Origin of the sequence: Peribacillus sp. FSL E2-0218, assembly GCF_037992945.1 — a bacterium.
Lineage (GTDB): Bacteria > Bacillota > Bacilli > Bacillales > DSM-1321 > Peribacillus > Peribacillus simplex_B.
In genome coordinates this window covers 2,231,660-2,254,345 of record NZ_CP150304.1, presented here as the reverse complement: position 1 = coordinate 2,254,345, position 22,686 = coordinate 2,231,660, and the positions used below count along the sequence as shown (strand labels likewise).

21 protein-coding genes and 1 riboswitch are annotated in these 22,686 nt (G+C 43.1%); of the genes, 2 read left to right on the top strand and 19 right to left on the bottom strand.

Annotation, left to right across the window (positions count from 1 at the left end):
- Nucleotides 1-32 precede the first annotated feature (32 nt).
- A complete protein-coding gene (locus tag MHI53_RS10910; RefSeq protein WP_061141556.1) occupies nt 33-782 on the bottom strand; it encodes an IclR family transcriptional regulator in 750 nt (249 codons plus the stop codon).
- Nucleotides 783-814: 32 nt separating this feature from the next.
- Nucleotides 815-2,302: a 4-hydroxyphenylacetate 3-hydroxylase N-terminal domain-containing protein gene (locus MHI53_RS10905; RefSeq protein ID WP_340373474.1), complete on the bottom strand. Its 1,488-nt coding sequence runs from the start codon at nt 2,300-2,302 to the stop codon at nt 815-817.
- 902 nt (nt 2,303-3,204) lie between these two features.
- Here MHI53_RS10905 and MHI53_RS10900 point away from each other — a divergent pair.
- A complete protein-coding gene (locus MHI53_RS10900) occupies nt 3,205-3,990 on the top strand; it encodes a protein kinase (RefSeq protein WP_340373473.1) in 786 nt (261 codons plus the stop codon).
- Here MHI53_RS10900 and MHI53_RS10895 read toward each other — a convergent pair.
- The 9 genes from MHI53_RS10895 to hutG form a co-directional block, all read right to left on the bottom strand.
- A complete protein-coding gene (locus MHI53_RS10895; protein ID WP_155645410.1) occupies nt 3,987-4,154 on the bottom strand; it encodes a hypothetical protein in 168 nt (55 codons plus the stop codon). The genes MHI53_RS10900 and MHI53_RS10895 overlap by 4 nt on opposite strands.
- A 162-nt stretch (nt 4,155-4,316) precedes the next feature.
- Entirely contained in the window at nt 4,317-4,589 is a 273-nt protein-coding gene (locus MHI53_RS10890; RefSeq protein ID WP_061141559.1) for an HU family DNA-binding protein, read from the bottom strand.
- A gap of 84 nt (nt 4,590-4,673) precedes the next feature.
- Nucleotides 4,674-6,203: a cobyric acid synthase gene (locus MHI53_RS10885; RefSeq protein WP_340373472.1), complete on the bottom strand. Its 1,530-nt coding sequence runs from the start codon at nt 6,201-6,203 to the stop codon at nt 4,674-4,676.
- A gap of 724 nt (nt 6,204-6,927) precedes the next feature.
- Nucleotides 6,928-7,128 carry a YozQ family protein gene (locus MHI53_RS10880; RefSeq protein WP_340373471.1) on the bottom strand — a complete coding sequence of 67 codons (201 nt, stop codon included), beginning with the start codon at nt 7,126-7,128 and terminating at the stop codon, nt 6,928-6,930.
- A 213-nt stretch (nt 7,129-7,341) separates the two neighbouring features.
- The gene (locus tag MHI53_RS10875) at nt 7,342-8,769 is read right to left on the bottom strand and encodes an alanine/glycine:cation symporter family protein (RefSeq protein WP_061141562.1); all 1,428 of its coding nucleotides are present in this window, start codon (nt 8,767-8,769) and stop codon (nt 7,342-7,344) included.
- 294 nt (nt 8,770-9,063) lie between these two features.
- Nucleotides 9,064-10,380, bottom strand: a complete 1,317-nt coding sequence (locus MHI53_RS10870; RefSeq protein WP_340373470.1) for a Na+/H+ antiporter NhaC family protein — start codon at nt 10,378-10,380, stop codon at nt 9,064-9,066.
- Between the two features lie 130 nt (nt 10,381-10,510).
- Nucleotides 10,511-10,617, bottom strand: a riboswitch (SAM riboswitch).
- A gap of 300 nt (nt 10,618-10,917) precedes the next feature.
- Entirely contained in the window at nt 10,918-11,589 is a 672-nt protein-coding gene (locus tag MHI53_RS10865) for an SOS response-associated peptidase (protein WP_340373469.1), read from the bottom strand.
- Nucleotides 11,590-11,650: 61 nt separating this feature from the next.
- A complete protein-coding gene (locus MHI53_RS10860) occupies nt 11,651-11,806 on the bottom strand; it encodes a hypothetical protein (RefSeq protein ID WP_340373468.1) in 156 nt (51 codons plus the stop codon).
- Between the two features lie 194 nt (nt 11,807-12,000).
- Nucleotides 12,001-12,960, bottom strand: a complete 960-nt coding sequence (gene hutG / locus MHI53_RS10855) for a formimidoylglutamase (RefSeq protein WP_340373467.1) — start codon at nt 12,958-12,960, stop codon at nt 12,001-12,003.
- Nucleotides 12,961-13,082: 122 nt separating this feature from the next.
- On the opposite strand from hutG, the gene MHI53_RS10850 reads away from it, so the two are divergent.
- Nucleotides 13,083-13,973 carry a LysR family transcriptional regulator gene (locus tag MHI53_RS10850; protein ID WP_340373466.1) on the top strand — a complete coding sequence of 297 codons (891 nt, stop codon included), beginning with the start codon at nt 13,083-13,085 and terminating at the stop codon, nt 13,971-13,973.
- 75 nt (nt 13,974-14,048) lie between these two features.
- Here the strand turns inward: MHI53_RS10850 and MHI53_RS10845 are convergent, their stop codons facing one another.
- The 8 genes from MHI53_RS10845 to hutH form a co-directional block, all read right to left on the bottom strand.
- Complete coding sequence (locus MHI53_RS10845) at nt 14,049-14,804, bottom strand: IclR family transcriptional regulator (protein ID WP_340373465.1); 756 nt, start codon at nt 14,802-14,804, stop codon at nt 14,049-14,051.
- Between the two features lie 151 nt (nt 14,805-14,955).
- Complete coding sequence (locus tag MHI53_RS10840; protein WP_340373464.1) at nt 14,956-15,951, bottom strand: biotin-dependent carboxyltransferase family protein; 996 nt, start codon at nt 15,949-15,951, stop codon at nt 14,956-14,958.
- A gap of 1 nt (nt 15,952) precedes the next feature.
- Nucleotides 15,953-16,699, bottom strand: a complete 747-nt coding sequence (pxpB, locus tag MHI53_RS10835; RefSeq protein ID WP_340373463.1) for a 5-oxoprolinase subunit PxpB — start codon at nt 16,697-16,699, stop codon at nt 15,953-15,955.
- Nucleotides 16,699-17,490 (bottom strand): putative hydro-lyase, encoded by a 792-nt coding sequence (locus tag MHI53_RS10830; protein WP_340373462.1) that lies wholly within the window; start codon nt 17,488-17,490, stop codon nt 16,699-16,701. Before MHI53_RS10830 ends, pxpB begins: the two co-directional genes overlap by 1 nt.
- A 63-nt stretch (nt 17,491-17,553) precedes the next feature.
- Nucleotides 17,554-18,693, bottom strand: a complete 1,140-nt coding sequence (locus MHI53_RS10825) for an NRAMP family divalent metal transporter (protein ID WP_340373675.1) — start codon at nt 18,691-18,693, stop codon at nt 17,554-17,556.
- Between the two features lie 112 nt (nt 18,694-18,805).
- Nucleotides 18,806-19,564: a 5-oxoprolinase subunit PxpA gene (locus MHI53_RS10820; protein ID WP_061141572.1), complete on the bottom strand. Its 759-nt coding sequence runs from the start codon at nt 19,562-19,564 to the stop codon at nt 18,806-18,808.
- A 280-nt stretch (nt 19,565-19,844) separates the two neighbouring features.
- Nucleotides 19,845-20,972 carry an N-methyl-L-tryptophan oxidase gene (solA, locus tag MHI53_RS10815; RefSeq protein WP_340373461.1) on the bottom strand — a complete coding sequence of 376 codons (1,128 nt, stop codon included), beginning with the start codon at nt 20,970-20,972 and terminating at the stop codon, nt 19,845-19,847.
- Between the two features lie 106 nt (nt 20,973-21,078).
- Complete coding sequence (gene hutH / locus MHI53_RS10810) at nt 21,079-22,638, bottom strand: histidine ammonia-lyase (protein ID WP_340373460.1); 1,560 nt, start codon at nt 22,636-22,638, stop codon at nt 21,079-21,081.
- Nucleotides 22,639-22,686: the final 48 nt, after the last annotated feature.

The window sequence follows — 22,686 nt, the reverse complement described above, 5'->3', positions numbered from 1 at the left end:
TACCTCCTTATTTTTCTTAATATTTTGAAAATTTACATTAACGACATATAACCAACCTGTTTTGAAATCATTTGTGCCGAACGGATCACCGACTGAATAATTCTCGTTTTTTCTTTTCCAATCATATAATTCCGCTCACCTACAAGGTTAAGTGCAGCAATAACTTGGCCATTATATGATTTGATCGGCGCTGCAACCCCATACATTCCATTGTCATTTTCATCATCACTGATTGCATATCCCCGTTTGCGGATGTCCTTCAACTCTTCATTCAATTGGTTAATGCAAGTGATCGTATTAGTTGAGTGCTTCAATAGCCCTTTCGCAAACGTAGGCTGAATAAAGGATGGGTTAAAGGCAAGTAATACTTTGCCGCTGCTCGTACAATGAGCTGGTTTTCTTGCTCCTATATATGTGGCCATATGCTCGGCATGAGGGGACGACATTTTCATCACAAACCTGACTTCGCCTTCGTGAAACATACCGATGTGAGAATTACCTCTAAATTGCAGGACAAGATTACTGATAATCGGGCCAGCTTCAAGATGAATATCCTGCTGATACATAACTTTACTGCTCCACTCAAGTAACTTCCATCCTAGCCGGTATTTTCGGTCTTTGCCTTGGATCAACATCCCGTCCTTGCACATCGTTTTCACTAGATGATGAGATGAACTTGGACTCATATTCAATTTTTCTGCTATTTCCTTATTCCCAAGTGCAGGTTCTTCATTCGTGAATAAATCAAGTATCTTTATCAGCTTCTCGACGGACGAAATCATGATGGCCCCCCCTCACTATTCAACTATTAGTATTATTGGTTAACCACATCGATGGCGACATGCTTCGGATTGTTAAGAACCTCATCGACCATGCTAACGTTTTTGTTTTTGTTTTTCTTATATTTATTATAATAAATGGCTCTTTTACGAACTGGGTCACCCGTGTAATAACGTTCGTATTGGAGGAGTCGCTGCCCAAATGCTTCGCCGCATAAATCCCACGCGAGTTTAAACACCCGAACGCGCTCTTCCGCTGTAACTCCGCTTCGCCCTCCATAATATTTATCGATATCTACTCGCAATTTTGGATTATTAAAGTCGGCCTCAGTCGGAGACATCAACAGGCCGCCAGCTCCGATGGTCTGGATAATCTCGATGGCACGGGGATACATCTCAGGAAGGAAACCACGAATCGTTTCCAATGCATCCGGATTTGGGCGAGCCTCACCGTATTCATTAATCGCATACTCATATTCGGCTACCCGGAGCAGTGAACGGATGACTTCGACAGATTGCACAAGTTCACCCAAATCACGCTGAACATGCAGGAATCCATCAACCCCGATGGAGTCTGCCACTTTACAAGCGACTTCAACGGCAAACGCCAATTTAATATATCCACGCACCCCAGATTGGTGAGCAGGCTGTTCGGCGATTCCCGTCATTGGATACAAGCGGTTTGCAGCCTCCACATTGTTGTATAAGAAGACACGATCCCAAGGAACCAAGACATCATTGAATACTAGCAGAGCGTCCATTTCCTCATAGCGGGAGGCCAGAGGATGATCAAATATCGAGCGTGTTCCGTCCTGCATTGGTTCCCGGCAAATTATACGAAGTCCAGGTGTATCAATCGGCAGTGCAAAGGCCACCGCATGACGTTCATCCCCAGGTAGGAAGCCTGGGAAAGAATAGATAATCACTTCATCTGTAATGGGTGCAAGTGTGGCTAACATTTTTGCACCGCGGACCAGTATTCCTTCTTCTTTTTCCTCAACTGTCCCTAAGTGGGTATATATTTCCTTTTGTTCATGAGATTGCTTGCTTCGATCATTTTGAGGATTAATGATTGCATGCGTCAAGAAAAGGTCGTTGTCACGAATATAGGTATAATAATCATGGATGTTCTTAGACCAGTCTTTGTTGTATTGATCAAGAAACCAGGAATTATGTGCCATGGAAGTGATCACGACATTTAAAAAGTCCGGCGTTCTCCCCATTAGTCCATATGTCATCCTGGCGTACACTTCAAATAATTTACTTCTTTTCTGCAAATCCTCCGCTGTCTTCGGGAATAAAAAAGCATTGTTAACACGTTCTCCGGTTTCATTGCAAATATGGGTGATATCATCTTGATATTCCGGATCATGTTGAATGTCATAAAGCTTTGCAATTTCTTGTATCGGCTGTTTAAAAATTGGCTCATTATGAATATCTTCAATTACTCTTCCACCAAGCCAGACTTCTGGCTTTCTGGATTTAATTCTATTAATATAGTCTGCGCCGGTTTTAATCCCCATAAATTCTCCCCTAACTTACAAATTGATTTGTAGCTTCCATTTTCACTCGATAAAAAAGTAAGCGCTTCCAAATGATCAAAGAATATCTCCTGTATTTCACCTTTGAACAGTACATGATCACCAGCGTCATACTCTCTCCATGTTTGCATTCCGGCCAGGCAGCATTACCATTTATTTATGGTGAAATCCTTCATTCCCCCCATCAATCTTAAGCGGGCTTCCTGCAGATTTCCATGCAATGGGGATTCTTGTTCATCTGACAAATTATTGATGGTAAAAGATTTATTTTTAATGCTAGTGCAGGCTTTTGCTTCTTTATGAATGAATACTAAAGCAAGCGGCGGTCCAGGGAAGCCGAAGTAAATGGATTTACAGTCATGCCCTTTTGGAATTTCCCACAAAGCAGCTCACTATCGGGTCTCCGAATGGGAGTTCATCCAAACCATTTCTCAACTCGTGCCCATTCATCCTTTCACCTCCTACGCTTTTATTATGAGATCATTATATTAAATGTAAAAAATAAAAAAATTTGTTAAATTTCACATTATGAAATCTTGAAAAAAATTTTAAAAGCTTTTTTACATGATGAATTATCGTGTAACAGGACGTTAACTCGTTAGTTTGATTGTTTTACTGTTGACCTTGGGCAATCACTCGTCAATTTGGAAGATTTCTTAATAATTGGTGACATATACTAGTGAAAGTTGGTAGTTTGCCCTCGAATCCAATCACTTTACTCGCGAGTTTTTTCGAAGCTTGTAATTACCGTTGTTTTACTGATTTCTAAAACCATATCATCTCTTACATTACCTCATTTTCATCATTCAGTGGTACACTAGCCATGATTCATTTTTAAATGGTCATTATTAGAATGCATGAAAGGGGTGAGGGACGTTTCAATTTTGCGTACCATTAGAAAAATCTATCAATTTTTTGTGGATAAGCCCTTAAAAAAAGGAGTCGTTTTACATAACCGCTACGAAATCACCACTGTCATCGGAAAAGGAAGCTACGGTATCGTTTATCTTTGCAAGGATTGGCAAGCGAATGAACAAATCGTGATCAAACAGCTCCGGAAAAGCAAACGCCGCAGCAAAAAAGATCTTGAACAGTTCGAACAGGAAATCTCCATATTACAAGCCCTGGACCATGAAAGCATCCCCACATTTCACGAGGAATTCACGCACCGCGAAAATGTTTATTTTGTGATGGAATTCATTGAAGGAGATAATTTGGAAGACCATATTTTCTACAATCATGAAACGTTCACTGAGAAGGAAGCCCTGCTTTTCCTTGCTGAGCTGGCGGGATTGGTAGCTTATTTGCATGACCATGAAATTGTCCATCAAGATATACGGATACCAAATATACTGCTGCAGAACCATCAGCCCATTTTAATAGACTTTGGGTTGTCCAAACGATTCGTTTCGACAGATATCACGGATGAACTTGTTTTGGAAATGAAACGGCAGGATTTTTATGATTTGGGGGAAATACTCCTATATGTCCTTTATACGACGTATACCGCCAAAAACAAAAAAACCCTTCCTTGGACAGAAGAGCTTTCGTTAGAAAAAGAAACGGTGCATATCCTGAAAAGGCTATTAAGCATCCAAGAGCCATATTCGGATATCGAAGAAATTGCCATTGACCTGAAGGCTGCATTATATTCCAAGGCCTTGAATTAGCTGCTGCTGCCGCGTCCTCTTCTCTTGTAGCGGTCACTGCCGCTCAAGGGAGATCGCTTATACCCCCGGCTGCTGCTGCTGCTGCCCCTGCGGTAATGGCCATGTCTTCGCTCACTGCTGCCTTGGGAAAATTGTTTGATCTTTTTCATTATTTTCTTCAACATATCTTTCACCTCTTTTTTTGGATTTAAAGCCTGTTATTCATTTAGCCTAACATAGTCACAGTATAAACCTCATTAATATGTACTATAAGTTTTTTTCATTCATTGGAGCACCAAAAAAAAACCTGACGACTTTACAGCGCCAGGTTTTTTTGCGTTCATCTATTATTTTACAGCTTCTTTTAATTCTTTACCTGCTTTAAAAGCGGGTACTTTGCTTGCTGCAATTTGAATTTCTTCACCGGTTTGCGGGTTTCTTCCAGTACGAGCTGCACGGTCACGCACTTCAAATGTACCAAAACCAACTAATTGGATTTTCTCTTCTTTAGCAAGTGTAGACGTGATCGTTTCAAATAATGCATCCACCACTTTTTTTGCATCGTCTTTTGTCAATTCAGCTTGTGCTGCCACACTGCTTACTAATTCTGTTTTATTCATATGAACACCTCATCCTTTTTTTCTTAAAAAATATGTAGAGAAGACAACATAACATATCTTCTATGCGTCTGTCACTTAATAAGGCTAATTAAAAGTTTGATCCTCCATTGATTCAAGTTCCAGCCATTGATAGATGGTATCCATATCAATGTTTTCTTCCAAGTGGGAGGCCAAGAGATTATAAGCCTCCTCCCGATGCTCTGAGTCGCTTTGAATGTTTTCCATCACTTCATCCAGCCCCTTGCTCCGTCGTATTTGGTTAACCATTAATCTCGTAAATAGGCGATTATGGAATATGCCATGAAGATATGTGCCGAAAACCTTCTGGTCCGCCGATATGGCCCCATCCTTTCTTCCATCCTTCAATAAAAGAAAGGGCTGTACTTGTGGATCCAAAGTCGTTTGACCTAAATGAATCTCGTAGCCGCCCAGCTTCATTTCGCCTTCCATAATCCCTGAAGCAAGGACACCTTCCATTTGCACGGTCTTCTTTTCCGCTTGAAAAATGGTTTCCACGGACAGAAGTGAAAGACCTTCTGCGTTTTCCCCCTTACCTTCGACCGCGTCGGGATCGAAGAGGTTCGTCCCGAGCATTTGAAAACCGCCGCATATTCCAACAATGACCGTTCCAAGCTCACGCAGCTCTTTAATGGCACCATCCATTCCCGCACGCTTCATCCATTCTAAATCTTCGATCGTATTTTTTGTGCCAGGCAAGATAAGAAGGTCTGGATTTCCTAATTCATGGATATTTCCGACAAGCCTGACACCCACTCCCGGTTCATCGAAAAAAGGGTCCAGGTCGGTAAAATTGGAGATGTGCGGGAATCTCAAAACCGCTACATCGATGGGGAATTCACCCTTTTCAGGCTTTTTGAAACGTAAGGATGATAGTGCCAGCGAATCCTCCGCTTCGATGTTCACGTCTAAATAAGGTAACACCCCGAGGACTGGGATCCCGGTTTCCTTTTCCAGCCATTCGATGCCGTCGTCCAGTAATTCACGTATGCCGCGAAATTTATTGATGATGATTCCCTTTACACGATCACGTTCATCATCATCCAATAAGGCGAGTGTCCCGATGATGGACGCAAATACTCCGCCACGATCGATATCGGCCACTAAAATGACAGCGGCATCCGCAAGGTGGGCCATCCGCATATTGGCAATATCCCGGTCTTTAAGGTTAATTTCCGCAGGGCTGCCTGCTCCTTCAAGAACGATGATGTCGTATTCCTGCTGCAGTTTTTTGACTGACTTTCGAATGATCGGCATCGCCTCTTGAACAAACTGATTTCGATAGTTCATGGCATTCATATCAAGAAAATGTTTTCCGTGGACGATGACCTCCGAAACCATATCCCGTTTTGGCTTCAGCAAAATGGGATTCATATCGGAGGTTGCCACGATCCTTGCCGCTTCTGCTTGCACTCCTTGGGCCCGTCCTATTTCACCGCCTTCCACGGTTACATAAGAATTCAAGGCCATGTTTTGCGATTTGAATGGAACGACACGGTACCCTTTATTGGCAAAAATTCGGCAAAGTGCCGTACTAATCAAGCTTTTCCCTACATCAGAAGCCGTTCCCTGTATCATGATCGATCGTGCCTTCATTTCAGTCCCCCTATACCTCAAGTCTTTGACTACACGCCGATGATACCCCATTTTCACCTTCATAAGCACCGTCACGCCTTCTTACCTGTAATGGCCACTTGCCTATGCCGAACCATTACAGATGTCGTCAATGATCATACGCCAGTGGCAAGACAGCTTCAGTCCAGGAACTTATATATGAACCTTTCCAGAGCCTGAACAATAGATGCCTGTTTCGTCTTTTTTTGCATCTGTTATTTCCAGTATATATCAGAAAAATTCATTTCGCATCACTCATTCATTTGCCTATAGACGTTCACATTGATTGTATATAGGAGCACAACGATGATAAATGGCATCGATTTGACCATTTCAATGCTCGGGAACATGGTTCATACGCTTCCGTCCATCTCTGGTAGCCCCTCTAACCGGAAATTTTAGCAACGAAAACAAAGGAATCGGCTGCATGTTTGGTAAGTTATTTGCAAATGTTAAGCAGATATATTGCCGGTACTAATGAAATTGGTTGGGGAAGATTTGCAGTGGGGAAAATGAAAAGCCGCCTCCTTTTTATTAACTGTCGCAAATATGACGAAATTCGTCAATTCGTATGTTGCTGAGGAAGGTCCTTAACTCTAATGCACCGGCTATCTTGATGTAGGCTGGATGCCTAATTTGGGGCTAGATTCTTTTAATAAAACAAAGCCCCTGCTTGTTGGGAAAACTCAACAAGCAGGGATTTGATTTACCTTTCTTTTTCTTCGTTCTCACTGTCCTTTTCATTTCGATCGGCAGATGTTATCCCGCCAGCGTTATACACATCCGAAACTTGTTCGTGGGTGGTGGTAAGACCAGATGATAACGTGTCATCACGCTTGTAATCACTGACATCATACACTTTTCCAGCAATATTTGAAGATTCCTCTTTTGATTTTTCGTTATCCATTGTTTTCACTCCTATTTTTCAACTTGTCCCATCATTGCTTGATTGTCGTTCATAAAGACAAGGGTATTTTATGCAAAAAATAAAGCATTATACAGGCATGATGGAAATATATATGAAAGCCTGACTTTTTATATGCTCTTCAATTGAAAAATGAAAAAAGGCTTACAGGCAAAATCCATTCTCAGGACCGATGCTTGTAAGCTGAATAAAAGCCTAGTTTTCCTTATTATCGTCTATATTATCTGTTGGGTCTCCCCAACATTCCACATTCTTCAAACCTTTAATATTATTGATATGGAAGACAGGATTTTTCCCACTTTTCTTTTGTTTTTGATAATCCGCCAAGGCCGCAAATGCGATCTTTCCAAGTAAAGCGATCGCGACTAAATTGATAATTGCCATTAACCCCATCAATAAGTCAGCTAGACCCCACACCAATTTCAGTGATGCCAGAGAACCGAATATTACCATCCCTACGACTGCGACACGATAAACATTCAACCAAACTTTATTCTCATTGATGAATCCAATGTTCGATTCTCCATAATAATAGTTTCCCACAATGGAGCTAAAAGCAAATAACAAAACAATGATGGCAAGGAAAACGCCAGCCCATGAACCCAATGCCGTACCAAGTGCATTTTGGGTAAGAACAATGCCATCCACTTCTTTCGAGGTATAAAGACCTGAAAACAAAATGATAAAGGCGGTCGAACTGCAGATGACGAGCGTATCTACAAATACGCCAAGAGACTGAATCAACCCTTGCTTGACGGGATGACTGACATCTGCGGTTGCACCAGCATTGGGTGCACTGCCCATCCCAGCTTCATTGGAAAATAGCCCCCTCTTTATTCCCTGCATCATGGCAGCTCCCAAGGCTCCGCCAGCCACTTCTTTTATACCATCAAATGCACTTTCAAAGATTAGCCCTAAAACACTGGGCAATTCGGTTATATTCATGATGATTATTGTTAATGCCACGATTACATATGCTCCGGCCATGATCGGGACAATGACTTCAGATACTTTTGCAATCATTTTGATGCCACCAAAAATGATGAACGCCGTCACGATAGCCAGAATGACTGCAGTAACCCACTTTTCAATGCCAAATGATTCATTGAATGCGCTTGTGATCGTATTGGCTTGTACCGAGTTGAACGCAAGTCCAAATGTAAGCGAAATTAATACTGCGAATGTGATGCCCATCCACCGTGCATTCAAAGCTTTTTCCATATAATACGCAGGACCTCCACGGAAAGCGTCCCCATCCTTGACTTTATAGATTTGGGCAAGTGTACTTTCTATGAACGCAGAAGCAGACCCAATCAGAGCGATAAGCCACATCCAGAATACGGCGCCTGGACCACCCATCGTAATCGCCAAGGCTACACCTGCAAGATTACCAGTTCCTACCCGTGAAGCGGTGCTGATGCAAAAAGCTTGAAAAGATGTAACACCCTTTTTTTCCGCCGAAGCACCTTCACCCAAAAGCCTGAACATTTCCCCTGCCATTCTGAATTGAACAAATTTAGTTCGAATTGAAAAATAAATGCCCATGCCAATCAGTAAAATGATCAAAATGAACGACCATAAAAAATTATTTGTTTCAGTAATAAAATTCCCTATAAACTCCATTTCTCCAAAAAACCCCTTTAATCTACATGAATTATTATAAAAACATTTTGTATTTTAATTTATTTCCCGTTTCCTCTGGGAAATAAACAAACAAAAAAGGAAATCCAAACATGAATTTCCTTACAATAATCTATTATATCCTACGATTCTATTTTTTTCATTCAAGAATTTGCATGAAAGAGCCAAAAAAACGCCATTAATAAACACAGAAAATTAAGACATTTTCATCGAACGCAAAACTATCTGAATATAATGAAACGTCCTGAATCTTAAGATTCAGGACGTTTCCATGGTTTAAGATGCCCGTTTTTTTACTTCGATATCTTTTGCCTGAAATCGTGGATAACCAATCAAGATGGCTATGACTCCACAAATTCCAATTAGTATCGGGTAATATGAATAGGGGAGGATGCTTATTGGCGAAATTTTTGCCACCCCCGCTGCAACAAGCAGTTGTGCGCCATAGGGAATCAATCCTTGGACACAACAGGCAAAAACGTCTAGCAGGCTCGCTGATTTCCGAGGATCGATACCATACCTTTCGGCAATGTTTTTCGCTAACGGTCCGGCAATGATGATCGAGATCGTGTTATTTGCCGTTGATAGATTTGTTAAGCCTACTAGTCCGGCAATGCTGAATTCAGCTCCTTTTTTTGATTTGCTTTTTTGGGTGACGACATGCAGTAAATAATCGATGCCGCCATTATGTTGGATGACCGCTACCATACCGGCAATCAAAATCGCCAGGAACGAGATTTCATACATGCCAGCCATTCCATCTCCCATTTTTTGGATCACATCCAGCAACTTATAACTTCCATCCGCTAAACCGATAATACCGGCAAACACGATGCCGAAGGATAGGACAAGAAATACGTTGACACCTGCCAATGCCGTGATCAATACACACAGATACGGAAGGATTTTCACCCAATTATAGGAATGTTGCGTAATGGCCGCCTGCTCACCTACCGTTAATATTCCCAAAATGACACATGTGACGATGGCCGCAGGCAGGACGATGAAGAAATTCACTTTAAACTTATCCTTCATTTTCGTCCCCTGCGTACGTACTGACGCAATCGTCGTATCGGAAATGAATGATAAGTTATCGCCAAACATGGCACCGCCGATAACCGCAGCCATTGAAAGCGCAAGAGTTATATCCGTTTGCTCACTAATGCCTACTCCTATCGGTGCAAGCGCTACGATCGTTCCCATGCTTGTTCCCATGGATAAAGAAATAAAACAGGCAATTATGAAAATCCCTACCATCAAAAGATTTTGCGGAAAGACCGCTAAGGCAAGGTTGACCGTTGATTCAACTGCCCCCATGCCATTCGCCACTTCTGAAAAAGCACCGGCCAAGAGGAATATGACAACCATTAACATGATATTGGAGTCCCCTGCTCCTTTACAAAAAATGTCGACCTTTTGATTGAATGATTCTTTCCGATTCATGGACAATGCCACTGCCGCTGCAATGGAAATCGCCACTAACACTGGAAATGAATAAAAATCTTTTGTAACGATTCCTGAGCCTATAAATAAAATCAAAAAAACGACAAATGGGATCAGTGCCCACGGATTTCCTTTGTTGTGTGTACTCATGATGAACTCCTTTTGTATATTGATTTGCCAAAGCATTTTAGCTTAATCGTGTTCTATCTAAATCCAATAAATATAAAAGACCTCTTCCAATAAACACAAGAAGAGGTCTTTTATTTTATAAAAAACACCCTCCTTATCTTTCAGGCGAAATGAACCTGCTGGATTTGGCACAGCACTCCTGAAAAGTCTGCTGCCGAGACATCTGCGGGCCAGTCCCTCCGTCTCTCTTGATAAGAAGATTTATAGTATATTATGGTATCAACGACATCATAAGCCGCATCGAAAAGCAAATATAAGAGTACAGTATTTTGTATGTTTTCGCAAGGATTAGTTGAAAGTATTCGACTTCGATTCTTAAAATGGTAAGAAAGACGCCGGAGATCCCGGACGGCCTCTTGCTAGAAAAACGCCTACTAAGTGAAATGGAAAGCTCAAATCCAAACTAGCATGTATCAATAAAAACACCCCAAAGATGTTAGTTTTGTGTCTAACATCTTTGGGGCCGTTCACTCTTGGTTAAAGGAGTCTAACAACCTATCAGCACATTTGTTGGATGAGGCTTGGCGAGTTGTTTTTAGGCGAATTCACATCAGTCGATACCTCAAATGCTTCCATTTGCTCCGAATCGAAGGGCTTTAAGTATTGCTGAAGATATCCTGTATCATGAATGGAAAGGTCCAGCCAAGCTTTTTCATCTCCACGTTTAAGGATGACGGGCATGCGATCATGGATGCCCGTCATCAGCTCATTGGGTGCAGTGGTGATGACCGAGCATGAATGGATGCTCGTGCCATCTGGAGATTTCCACGTTTCGAACAGACCGGCCATACCGAATGGAGCGTCATCCTTCAGTTTGATTCGCATCGGTATTTTTCGTTCCGGTGTCTTCTTCCACTCATAAAAGGAATCAGCGATGATCAAGCACCGTTTCTTCTTATAAGAATTCTTGAAGCTTGCCTTCTCTGCAATGGTTTCCGCCCTGGCATTGATCATTTTATAGCCCACTTTTTCATCTTTGGCCCAGAAAGGAATGAGTCCCCAACGAAGGTATCCAAGTCGATTCCTGGTTCCATCATTAATGACGGATAGCACGGAATGGGAAGGGGCTATATTATAACTGAATTGATAATCTTCATCGAATGACCCTTGAATATCGAAGCGTTCCATTATTTCTTCCATACTTGTAAAAAGAGTGAACCGTCCGCACATACTATCGCCTGCTGTCCTGTAAATTTATTACAGTTTAACAAAAAAATCCGACAGGTACAAATCAGCGTTCTAAAATCCTGATGTCCGTGAATGGTTGATTAAATAATTCACTCGTAATCAACAGCGTGCCCAGCACTTCCCTTTCATCTTCAGCTACGATGATTTCTGACAAAATCATCATACTGCCATTTTTGACCGTTACACGATATTCATTCATAAAATCCCCCCTCATATGCCTGGATGGTAGCTATTATAAACCATAAGCATCCTTCTATCACCATGTAACACTCGCTTCCTCCCGCCTAAGCAAAAAGACTGCCGTGAATCACACGACAGTTTCGTCCTTACTTCATTCCATTCATACTTTAAAATATGATGATATCGATAATAGGGAGGAGATGCGATACTGGCTCATGAAATAACATGCAGCAAAACCTCATTGACTAAGTGTGCCGCCAATGTAACGGTTTTATTGTTTTCGTCCAAACTTGGATTCACTTCCGAGATATCAAAGGAAAGGATCTTTTCATTTGCTACGACATGCCGCAGCAGGCTACGTACCAATTTCGGATCGAGTCCAAATGGCGATGGTGCACTTACACCAGGGGCATAAGCTGAATCGATGACGTCCGTGCATAACGTGAGGATGATGAAGTCGTTTTCCTTGGCAAATTCGTTGATCCGATGTTTCGTATCTTCCATATCATTCAAAGACAATTCTTCTTCCAATATGTATTCGACTTTATTTTTTTCGGCCGTTTTGAATAAGGCCTTTGTATTGCCCTGCTTTTGAATTCCCACACATAAATAACGGCAATTTTGATCCTTATCCAAGATTTGTTTAAACATCGTTCCTGATGAACTTTCTTTTTCATAAGGCCGCATATCAAAGTGGGCATCGATATTAATCATTCCCAATCTAGCCTTCGAGCCGAGGAATTTCCTGGCGCCGAGATAATGACCATAAAAGGTTTCATGTCCACCGCCTAAAATGATGGGAATTACGTCACTCTCCAGAATCCTGGCAACTGCTGCACCCAATTGGTCTTGCGCGGCCTCCATTTCCCCAGATTCACATACGACATCGCCAGTATCCACCAACTCCGTTTCCGGTGTTAAATGGCAAGGTAGCTTGGCCAATGACTGCCTAATATAATCAGGGGCTTCACCCGCACCGATCCTGCCTTTGTTCCTTTTGACACCTTCATCACATTTGAAGCCAATCATTCCATATGTTTTTGATTCCTTGCCAGTGATGGACAATTCGGAAATCGGCCTCATTTTCACTCTTTGGTGGTATCTGAAGCTATCCATATCCGTTTCGGAATCCACTCTGCCATTCCAATGGGTTAATGACGGTTTATTATACATAATTTCTCCTTTCGCTAAAAAATTCAGAAATATCTTTTTTTACAGTATAATGGAGATGATATATAATTACTAATACCATTTTTCAATAGATCTATAGTTTAAAGCTATAAAAGGAGACTAGTATGGATTTTCGCCAACTTCGTTATTTCATCACCATCGTCCAGGAGATGAGCTACTCCAAAGCAGCTAAATTATTGCATATATCACAGCCGTCCTTAAGTAATGCGATCATGAAATTGGAGAAAGAAGTTGATTTACAACTATTGGAACGCAATACAAGGGGAATTGAGCTTACGGAGGCAGGAGCCGTTTTTTATTCAAGATCTCAGGATCTGCTGCGGAGGTTCAATAATATGCAAGTGGAATTTGAGGAAATGAAACAGGTTGGAAGCGGGACAATATCGATAGGATCGATTGAATCATTCAAATTTTGGTTCCCAAAAATCATCAGGACATTTAAAAACGATCATCCTGCCATCCATTTAAAGGTTCGGGAGATCTTGGGCGAAGAACATGTCATCGAGGCGCTGAACCAGTATCAAGTTCATTTCACGATCACCAATCAGCCGATAAACCATGCCGAGATCATATCCATTCCCCTTTATAAGGAACAATTCATGCTTTTGGTCCATAAAGATGACGACTTGAATGAAAAAGATTCCATCACTTTACATGACCTTGAAGGGAAAGAAATGATCATCAGTACAGCTGGATTTCAAACAAGAGATGATATTATGGAAGCCTTCAAAAATGAAAAGGTGAACCCGAGCATCTTTTACGAAATTGAAAGGCTGGAAACAGCTTGCAGTTTGGTTGAAGAAGGCTTGGGCGTCACCATTTTACCTGAAAGCTATATTAAATCCGTTGAAACCAGGAATACTGCGATCCTTGAAATAAATTCGATGTTTTTGCATAGGACTGTTTATATGGCCTACTTGGCGGATCGATATTTGCCGACATCTGTTAGTAATTTGGTTAATGAGATTGAAAGTTTTTTCAAGAACAAGGAATAATAGATTCGGATGATCTTCACCCCTTATGCCCCCTTTTTGCACAAGGGGGCTGTTCGTTTATGTATAAACCTTATCTTAATGAGTTTGCGAACCTAGTTTCATCGAAATCTCCTTGGCTGCTTTCGTCACCTTTTCTATCAATTCAGGCAAACGGTCCTCCTGAAATCTTGCTTCAATCCCAGCAACGCTAATGGCAGCGATAATTTGATTTTTTCCGTTAAGGATCGGTGCGCTGACCGATTTTGTATAATTCTCCAATTCTGACGAAGTTATCGTGTAGCCGTTCGCCCTCGCTTCTTCCAAAGCATGCCGGAGTGTGTTTTCATCAGTTATCGTTCCAATTGCTATGGGATGAAGATCGGTGCCGTCGATATACGTTTCACGTTCTTCTTCAGGCAAATACGCGAGTATGATCCGAGAGTCGCCGGCATATAGAGGTGAACGCCTACCGATGGACGTATAAAGCCGGACGGGCTGCAAAGTATCAACCTTTTCAATATACATGGCTTCGTCCTTATCCCGCACGATCAAATTCACGGCCTCCTCTACGTCATCCCGAAGTTGCTTCATGATGGGATAAGCGATTGCTCTGATATCCAAACGCTCACCCACCAGTTGACCAAACTGCAAGAATATTAGGCCAAGTGAATAGAGACCATCATCATCCCGTGTTAAAAAACCCATTTCTTCCAATGATCCCACCATTCGGTGCAATGAGGTTTTGGGCAGGTTGGAGTGTTCCATCATTTCATTAAAGGTGAGTTTCGGATGATCAATGAAAAGCGTAAGGATCTGCATCGATTTCACGACGGTTTTGTTATGTGCGTGCATGCCATGACTCCTTTCAAAGTTTTTCCTCAGTGTTCTTCTTCCTTATCATCTCTCATTCTATTATAAAACACGGAAAAAAGATGTAAGCAAAAGACGAAAAAAAAACTGAAACAGGAAAGAAGGCGCCCGGCACGGGAACCTCCTGATGGAATCATATGAACTGCCATTTATTCAAGGCCAATGAAATCGAAGTCTGCAATTCTTTCATTTCGCGTTCTTTTTGAAGGTACAGGAGTTCTGCCTCCCTTAAGTTCACGCGGGAAAATTGGATGGATTCCCCTGGTTTAACCTGAGCAATCATTGATAAATCGGCGGTTATTACTTGAGCTATTTTAGGATATCCGCCCGTCGTTTGGCTATCCGCAAGGAGAATGATCGGATTTCCATCCGGCGGAACCTGGATCGAGCCATTAGTGACCGCCTCGGAAAGCAGCTCCTCTTGATTTTGCCATTCAAGCGCCGGTCCTGATATTCTATATCCCATCCGGTCAGATTGATTGGAAACCTTAAATGAATGCTCTTCAAAACGTTGTTTACTCGAATGGATGAATTGCTCGTACTGGCTTCCAGCAATGAAACGGATGAGTGGATTTCGAGCTGGTATGAACTCCTTTTCATTGACGTACCACTTCGGAGAGGAAAAAGAGCCCTTCAACTCCTTCCTGCCCATAATGGTTTGAAGTTCATTACATGCAAGCACATCGCCAGCCTTTAAAGCCCTTCCCAAATAGCCTCCGATCCCAGCTCGTAAATAGGTGCTCTTGCTACCCATCACTTTTGGAACCTCATATCCCCCGCCAACGGCTAAATAAGTCCGGCAGCCTGATTTACATCCTTCGAAGCGCAGGATGGATCCTTCCTTTACATAAATGGGCCTCCACATCGGGGCATCATGATTATCGATTGTAGGTGTTAAATTCGCACCCGTTATCGATATCAGGCAATTTTTCTCCATTTTTATAGTGGGCCCCATCAGTGTAATTTCCATGGCTGCCTCTCCTTCATGATTACCTACCAACATGTTGGCAATCCGCAGTGAATAGCGATCCATCGCCCCACTTACGATCACCCCATGTTGCTGAAACCCTTTTCTGCCTAGATCTTGAATACTAGTCAATAATCCGGGCTTGATTATACGAAGGCTCATCTTATCCCCCCTTGATCTCTTTATATTCTTGTTCAGAGATTGGCTGGAACTTCACCATGTCTCCCGCTTGTAATAAGCTTGGGGGGGTTACATTCGGTAAAAATAATTCCATTGGCGTTTGTCCAATCAATTGCCATCCCCCAGGTGTTGATATCGGATATACCCCCGTCTGCATACCGGCAATCCCGACTGCACCTGCTGGTATAGTCATTCTCGGGGAAGATCGCCTCGGGGTTGCGATGACTTTCGAAAGTCCTCCCAGAAACGGAAAGCCCGGGGCGAATCCTATCATATAAGCTAAGTACTCACCGGTTGAATGGATATGGATGACTTCATCTGTGGTCAAATCATGATAACGAGCTACATCTTCCAAGTCCGGTCCATACTCCCCTCCATAACAAACAGGGATGGAAACCGTACGATGTGACACCTTTGTGTCTTCTATTAAGTCAAGCAGTTTCCTGTTCAATATCGACCGAACCACGTCATAGGGAGAAGTAGCTTCATTGCTTTGCTTATGAATGTTATAGATTACGAGCGGATCATAAAAAATCGTCAAATTCGTAAAAGCCGGTACACATTCCACAAACCCGGCAAAAGGTTCTTCTTCCAACAAATCCATAAACAACTTTATCTTTTTGTGAATGCTGTATTCCATTCCATTCCCAAATGTAATCACGATTGCGGAATCGCCCAAGGGAGACATGTTACAAGCCGTTTCATTCAAAAGATTTTTCGACCTGTCCATTATAATACACCTAATTTTTCATCACGGATGTCTGTGATGAACATATGTCCAGGTGCATGTGTGATCATGATTTCCGGTTTTGTTTCCATGGCGATGGATTGCGGCGTTACGCCACATGCCCAAAAGACTGGCACTTCCCCCTGATGCACCGTTACGGGATCACCAAAGTCCGGTTGATCGATATTGCACACCCCGATTGCTTCAGGATCCCCGATGTGGATCGGTCCCCCATGAACTGCCGGGAAACGCGAAGTCACTTGAACAGCCCTCACCACATCCTTTTGAGGGATCGGTCTCATGCTAGCCACCATCTTGCCATGGAAAATCCCTGCCTCCATACAAGGAATATTGGTTTTATACATGGGTACATTACAGCCCTCTTCAATATGGCGAATCGGAATATCATTGTTTAACAGAGCGTGCTCGAAGGTAAAGCTGCACCCAATCAGAAAACCAACCATATCCTCTTCCCAGTATTTTGATATATCTGTTACCTCATCAGTCAATTCCCCACGTTTGTATACCCTGTATTTAGGAATATCCGTGCGTATATCCCCATCGGGAGCTGCAAATGCGGGAATGGCAGAACCAATTTCCGTTACATCCAGCAAGGGACATGATTTAGGGTTGCGCTGACAGAATAATAAGAAGTCAAAAGCATGCTCCTTTTTTAAGATGGCCAAGTTTGCCTGGGCATACCCATTGGCCATTCCTGCGGTCGGTTCAATCAATTCGGCATTTCGAATCATTGAACGCAACTCCGCGGGGTCCGCTTGAGAAAGATCGATCATACCTATACATCTCCTATTCAAGAATGGCAGGTTAGAAGTGACCTGCCCATCACAGTCATTGTATTAAAATAGTGTAGGCAATTGCTTGATTAATGTATATCCACCCATCAGCGCCATGACGATTACGACAAAGACACCTGAGATCGTTAACCATAGCGGGTGTTTATAATCGCCGACAATGTTTCGCTTATATGCGGCAATCAATAATGTCCCAAGTGCGATCGGCAAAATCAAGCCATTGATGGCGCCTACAATTAGCAGTACTTTAACCGGCTGGCCAATTAACAAAAAGCAAACTGTCGACAAGACGATAAAGCCAATGATTATCCAGTTTGCCTTTTTATTGATCATTTCGCTGAATGTTCTGATAAACGAGACGGAAGTATATGCAGCTCCAACGACAGAAGTGATTGCCGCTGCCCACATCACGACCCCGAATATGCGGTATCCGACGTCTCCGGCAGCCAGTTGAAAAACGGATGCTGCAGGATTATCCTGATTGATCTGTAAACCTTTCGATACGACACCAAGCACTGCCAGAAATAACGCGACACGCATGACGGTGGTGATCAAGATTCCCACTATTGAACTCTTAGTTACTTGAGGTAATGCTCCAACGCCTTTAACGCCTGCATCCAATAGCCGATGGCCCCCTGCAAATGTTATGTAGCCGCCGACCGACCCTCCCACTAAAGTGACGATGGCGATGATATCGATTTGAACAGGTGCAAATGTCCTCACTACCGCTTCCCCTACTGGAGGAGAGGTTGTCCAGGCAACGTAAATCATCAAACAGATCATGAAGAAGCCGGCGATTTGCGTAAAGCGGTCCATGGCCTTTCCCGCTTCCTTGACGACAAATATCAAGACCGCGATGACCGCACTTATTGCGGCGCCCGCTGTAGGCGATATCCCCGTCATCGCATTGAGTCCAAGCCCTGCTCCTGCAATATTGCCAATATTGAAGGCGAGGCCTCCCATGACGATGAGTGCCGCCAGGACATAACCAAGACCAGGCAAAACCATATTGGCAATCTCTTGACCCCTCTTTTCAGATACAGCAATGATGCGCCATACATTTGTTTGGGCAAAAATATCAAGAAGGACCGAAATAAGGATGACGAAACCGAAACTTGCCGCAAGACTTTGGGTATAAACGGTCGTTTGCATTAAAAATCCCGGCCCTATTGCCGATGTAGCCATTAAGAAGGCTGCACCCAATAATAAAGTGCGGTTTGTTTTCGGCTTAGCGGGAATCTTTTCCTGAGCTGCAGTATATTTGTTTGGCTCCAATGGACTGACCTCCTATGCAGGTTTATGAAAATGACTTGACTGTTATTTCGGATAATTCCAAAGAATTTTTCACATGTCGGGCAAAGGCCAATGCATGTGCACCGTCCCCATGGATGCAAATCGTATCTGCCCTCAAAGCCACATCGGATCCTTGTTGGGACAAAACCTTCCCTTCCTTTACCATCCGAATCACCTGCGCAGCAGCATCCTCATCATTTTCCAATAAAGCATATTTCTCCATTCGTGAAGTCAATGAACCATCTTGTTGATAGGTGCGATCGGCAAATACTTCACTGGCCGTTCGCAAGCCGACTGCCTCACCAGCGCGAATCAATTCACTTCCCGACAAACCAAAGAGAATAAGCTCAGGGTTCACTTTATATATAGCCTCGGCAATCGCCATCGCTAATGCTTCGTTTTGGGCGGCCATATTGTACAAAGCGCCATGCGGTTTCACATGCTGCATGCTTCCTCCCTCGGACTGCAAGAAACCATTCAATGCGCCAATTTGATAGACGACAATGTCATAAGCCTCCTCGGGCGCAATATTCATATTGCGTCTGCCAAACCCCATTAAATCCGGTAAACCAGGATGAGCCCCGATCCTGACACCTTTTTCCAAGGCAAGTTGAACCGTTTTTCGCATGACGGTCGGATCACCAGCGTGAAAACCACAAGCGACATTGGCCGATGTGACATAATCTAAAATTTCCTTGTCATTCCCCATCCGGTAGGCGCCATAACTCTCTCCTAAATCACAATTCAAATCAACGGCATTCATTGTTCCTCCTCCTTCATTTTGAAAAATTCCCGTTTATGATTTCCTTAAAAGTATGTAATGAAATACCGAAATTCGGAATTTTAGTTTCAAATTTCGGAATATTCTTATTCTACCACGCATTATTTTTTTAGACAATAGTTGGCAGATAACCCCATTGATGTTTATTGCGCCGTTAACTTATAAATCAAGAGAACGGGAACAATATAAAAAAGCCGTTGCTTCCCTTGAAAAGGAATCGACGGTTAGCCTATTCGTTTTATATGTTGGTAAAGCGATGAACCTATTGGAATCTGTTTAGCGAAAATGGGGAAATATCATTCTCCGTCTTTCCCGAAAGAATAAGGTCACTTAAACTCTCACCAATTACACTGCTGAACTTAAATCCATGTCCCGAGAAACCCGCTGCAATGGCAATGTGGGGATGATGAGGATGTAGATCAACGATAAAGTCCTCATCCGGCGTCATCGTATAGATGCAGTTTTTTCCATGTCTCAACGTTTGACCGAAAGGCATGAATCGGTTCAAGAAACGTTCCAAATCCCCGGCATCCTCCGCAAATTCACCAAATCGGGCCATCGTTTCTTCGGGATTCATCCGGTTTCCCCCGTCATGTCTCCCAAGTTTCAAACCAGCTCCACTTATACTTGGAAAGCCATAGTATGTACCTTCAGGTGTATCGAACGTGAATGCAGGAAAGCCATTGTGACCATATAATTTTTCATCTGCGTCGAACCAGGCGAAGGTTTTCCGGATAGGTGTCAGTGGCACATTCAACCCTAACATATCCAATAACTTCGGTGACCAAGCTCCTGCTGCAACGACCAATGCTTCGGCATGATAGCTTTGGTCATCGGTTTTCACCGTGACCCCGTCACCTTGGACAGTCAGGTTCCTTACCGGGCTGTTCACTTTGATGTCGGCACCGTGTGATTCGGCAAGCTGCTGGTAAGCCCGAATGCACTCTTCACTTTTTAGCACTCCTGAAGCAGGTTCAAAGCAACCTATATAATCTTCTGGAAGGGTGATGCCTGCCCATCTTTTATGAACCTGATTAGCATCGAGTTTTTCCAAAGGCAAACCAAATTTATTCGAACTTGCGATCACTTGCTTGATGAAGGGGGATTGCTGACTGCCGGCATTCAGAACGCCCGTCCGAAGAAATAGTTGTCTTTCCGTAAGCTGCTCTAAGTGTTCCCATAGGTCTTGCGCTTTCAGGACCAGTGATACATACTCTTCCCCTTCCCCATACGCATGTCTAATGATCCTTGTTTCTCCATGATGACTTCCTTTATTGTGAGGCGGGACGAAAGAGTCCAATAATACTACCTTCTTTCCGGACTTGGATAGGTAATAACCTGCCGACATACCCATCGATCCGGCTCCAATTACAATTACATCATAATGCATGTTTCCGTTATTCCTCCGTTCTTGTTGATGAACACCTATTCGTTTGTGAGGCGGGTCACGAAACTTTGCAACAGGCTTGACTAAAAAAAACCGCCTGCTATCATCTTTAAAACTCGATTTCACCCATTTCCAATTCGACAAGTTGGGTTAGTTCTCCTTCATGAATTTCCCCTTTAATCACTTCTATGTCAGGATGAAAGAAACGATCTTCTTTTACCATCGGTACTTTCCTGCGTATTAAACGGTACACCTTCTCCGTGATAGGGGCAGGTTTCAATGGGTGATGAAAATCCATAGCTTGCGTTGCCGTCATAAGTTCAATCGCTAAAATATATTCCAGCTTCTTTGAAATCTGATAGGCTTTCCTCGAAGCAAAATAGGAAAAACTTATCACGTCTTCCTGATTTGCACATGTCGGCACATTATCGATTGTTGCAGGTTGTGTAAGTACTCTGATTTCATTCAATAATCCTGCTGCAGTATATTGCGGGACCATGTAGCCGTTATTTAAACCCGGGTTTGCCACCAAAAAATTCGGCAGCTCACTAAGGTGATGGTTTACTAGGCGATCGATCCTTCTTTCGGTGACCTTTGCCAGATTCGCCAGGGCGATGCACATCATATCTGCATAAATCCCTACGAATGATCCATCAAAGTTCCCCCCCATAAGCGCCGTCCCGTCAGCACCATCCGGATAAATGATAGGATTATCACTTGCAGAGTTCATTTCATTTTCAATAGTGGCCTTCGCGTCCTTCAACGCTCTTTTTATGGCACCGTGAATTTGTGGAATGCATCGTAAACTAAGCGCATCTTGTACTCGATGTTCCTTATATGTGTCCATGATTTGACTTCCTTCGAGGATCCTTGACACATTTCTGGCTGTCTTTGCCTGTTCTCCATGCTTTTTTAATTTGTGGGAGCGAGGGTCAAAAGCATGAATGGTACCCTTAAGCACCTCCAAGGACATAGCTCCCGTAATATCCGCCGTTTTCGCAGCCTGGATGCCATTGTATACCGCTAAGGCTGCCATCGCCGTGGCGGAAGTCGTTCCACTTATAAGGGCCAATCCTTCTTTAGGACCTAATGTGACAGGTGCCAATCCGGCTTTTGCCAAAGCTGCCGCTCCAGGGATGAGCTCGCCGTCTTGCCATGCCTTCCCCTCTCCGATCAGCACTAGGGCCATGTGAGATTCAGGTGAAAGGTATCCCACTGAACCATCACCCGGGGCAAATGGGACAATATCGTGATTCAGCAGCGAAGCAATCAGCTCCAAAACCACTAACCTGACCCCAGAATAACCTTGACCCAAATTTACCAGGATCATCAATTGAATGGCCCTCACTACTTCTCTTTCTAAAGGCTCCCCTACGGAGACCGCATGAGAACGAATGATGTTCCGTTGAAGCGTTTCTGCATCTTCCGGGGAAATCATCTCTGTCACATTGCTGCCAAACCCTGTTGTCACACCATAAATAACCCTATTTTCCAACAGGAACCTATCCATTAAACTTCTTGATTCATCGACCCTATTACAATACTCTCTTGTAAAGGAGACCTCTGCCCCATATCTTGCAACAGCAATTACCTCATTGATGGAGATGGGACCATCACCCAATACGACTTTTTTTATATCCTTTGCGTGTCTGCAATTTGTCGTTGTCACGGTTCACTTCTCCTTCAACACTATAATTTATTGATAAACTATCGGATT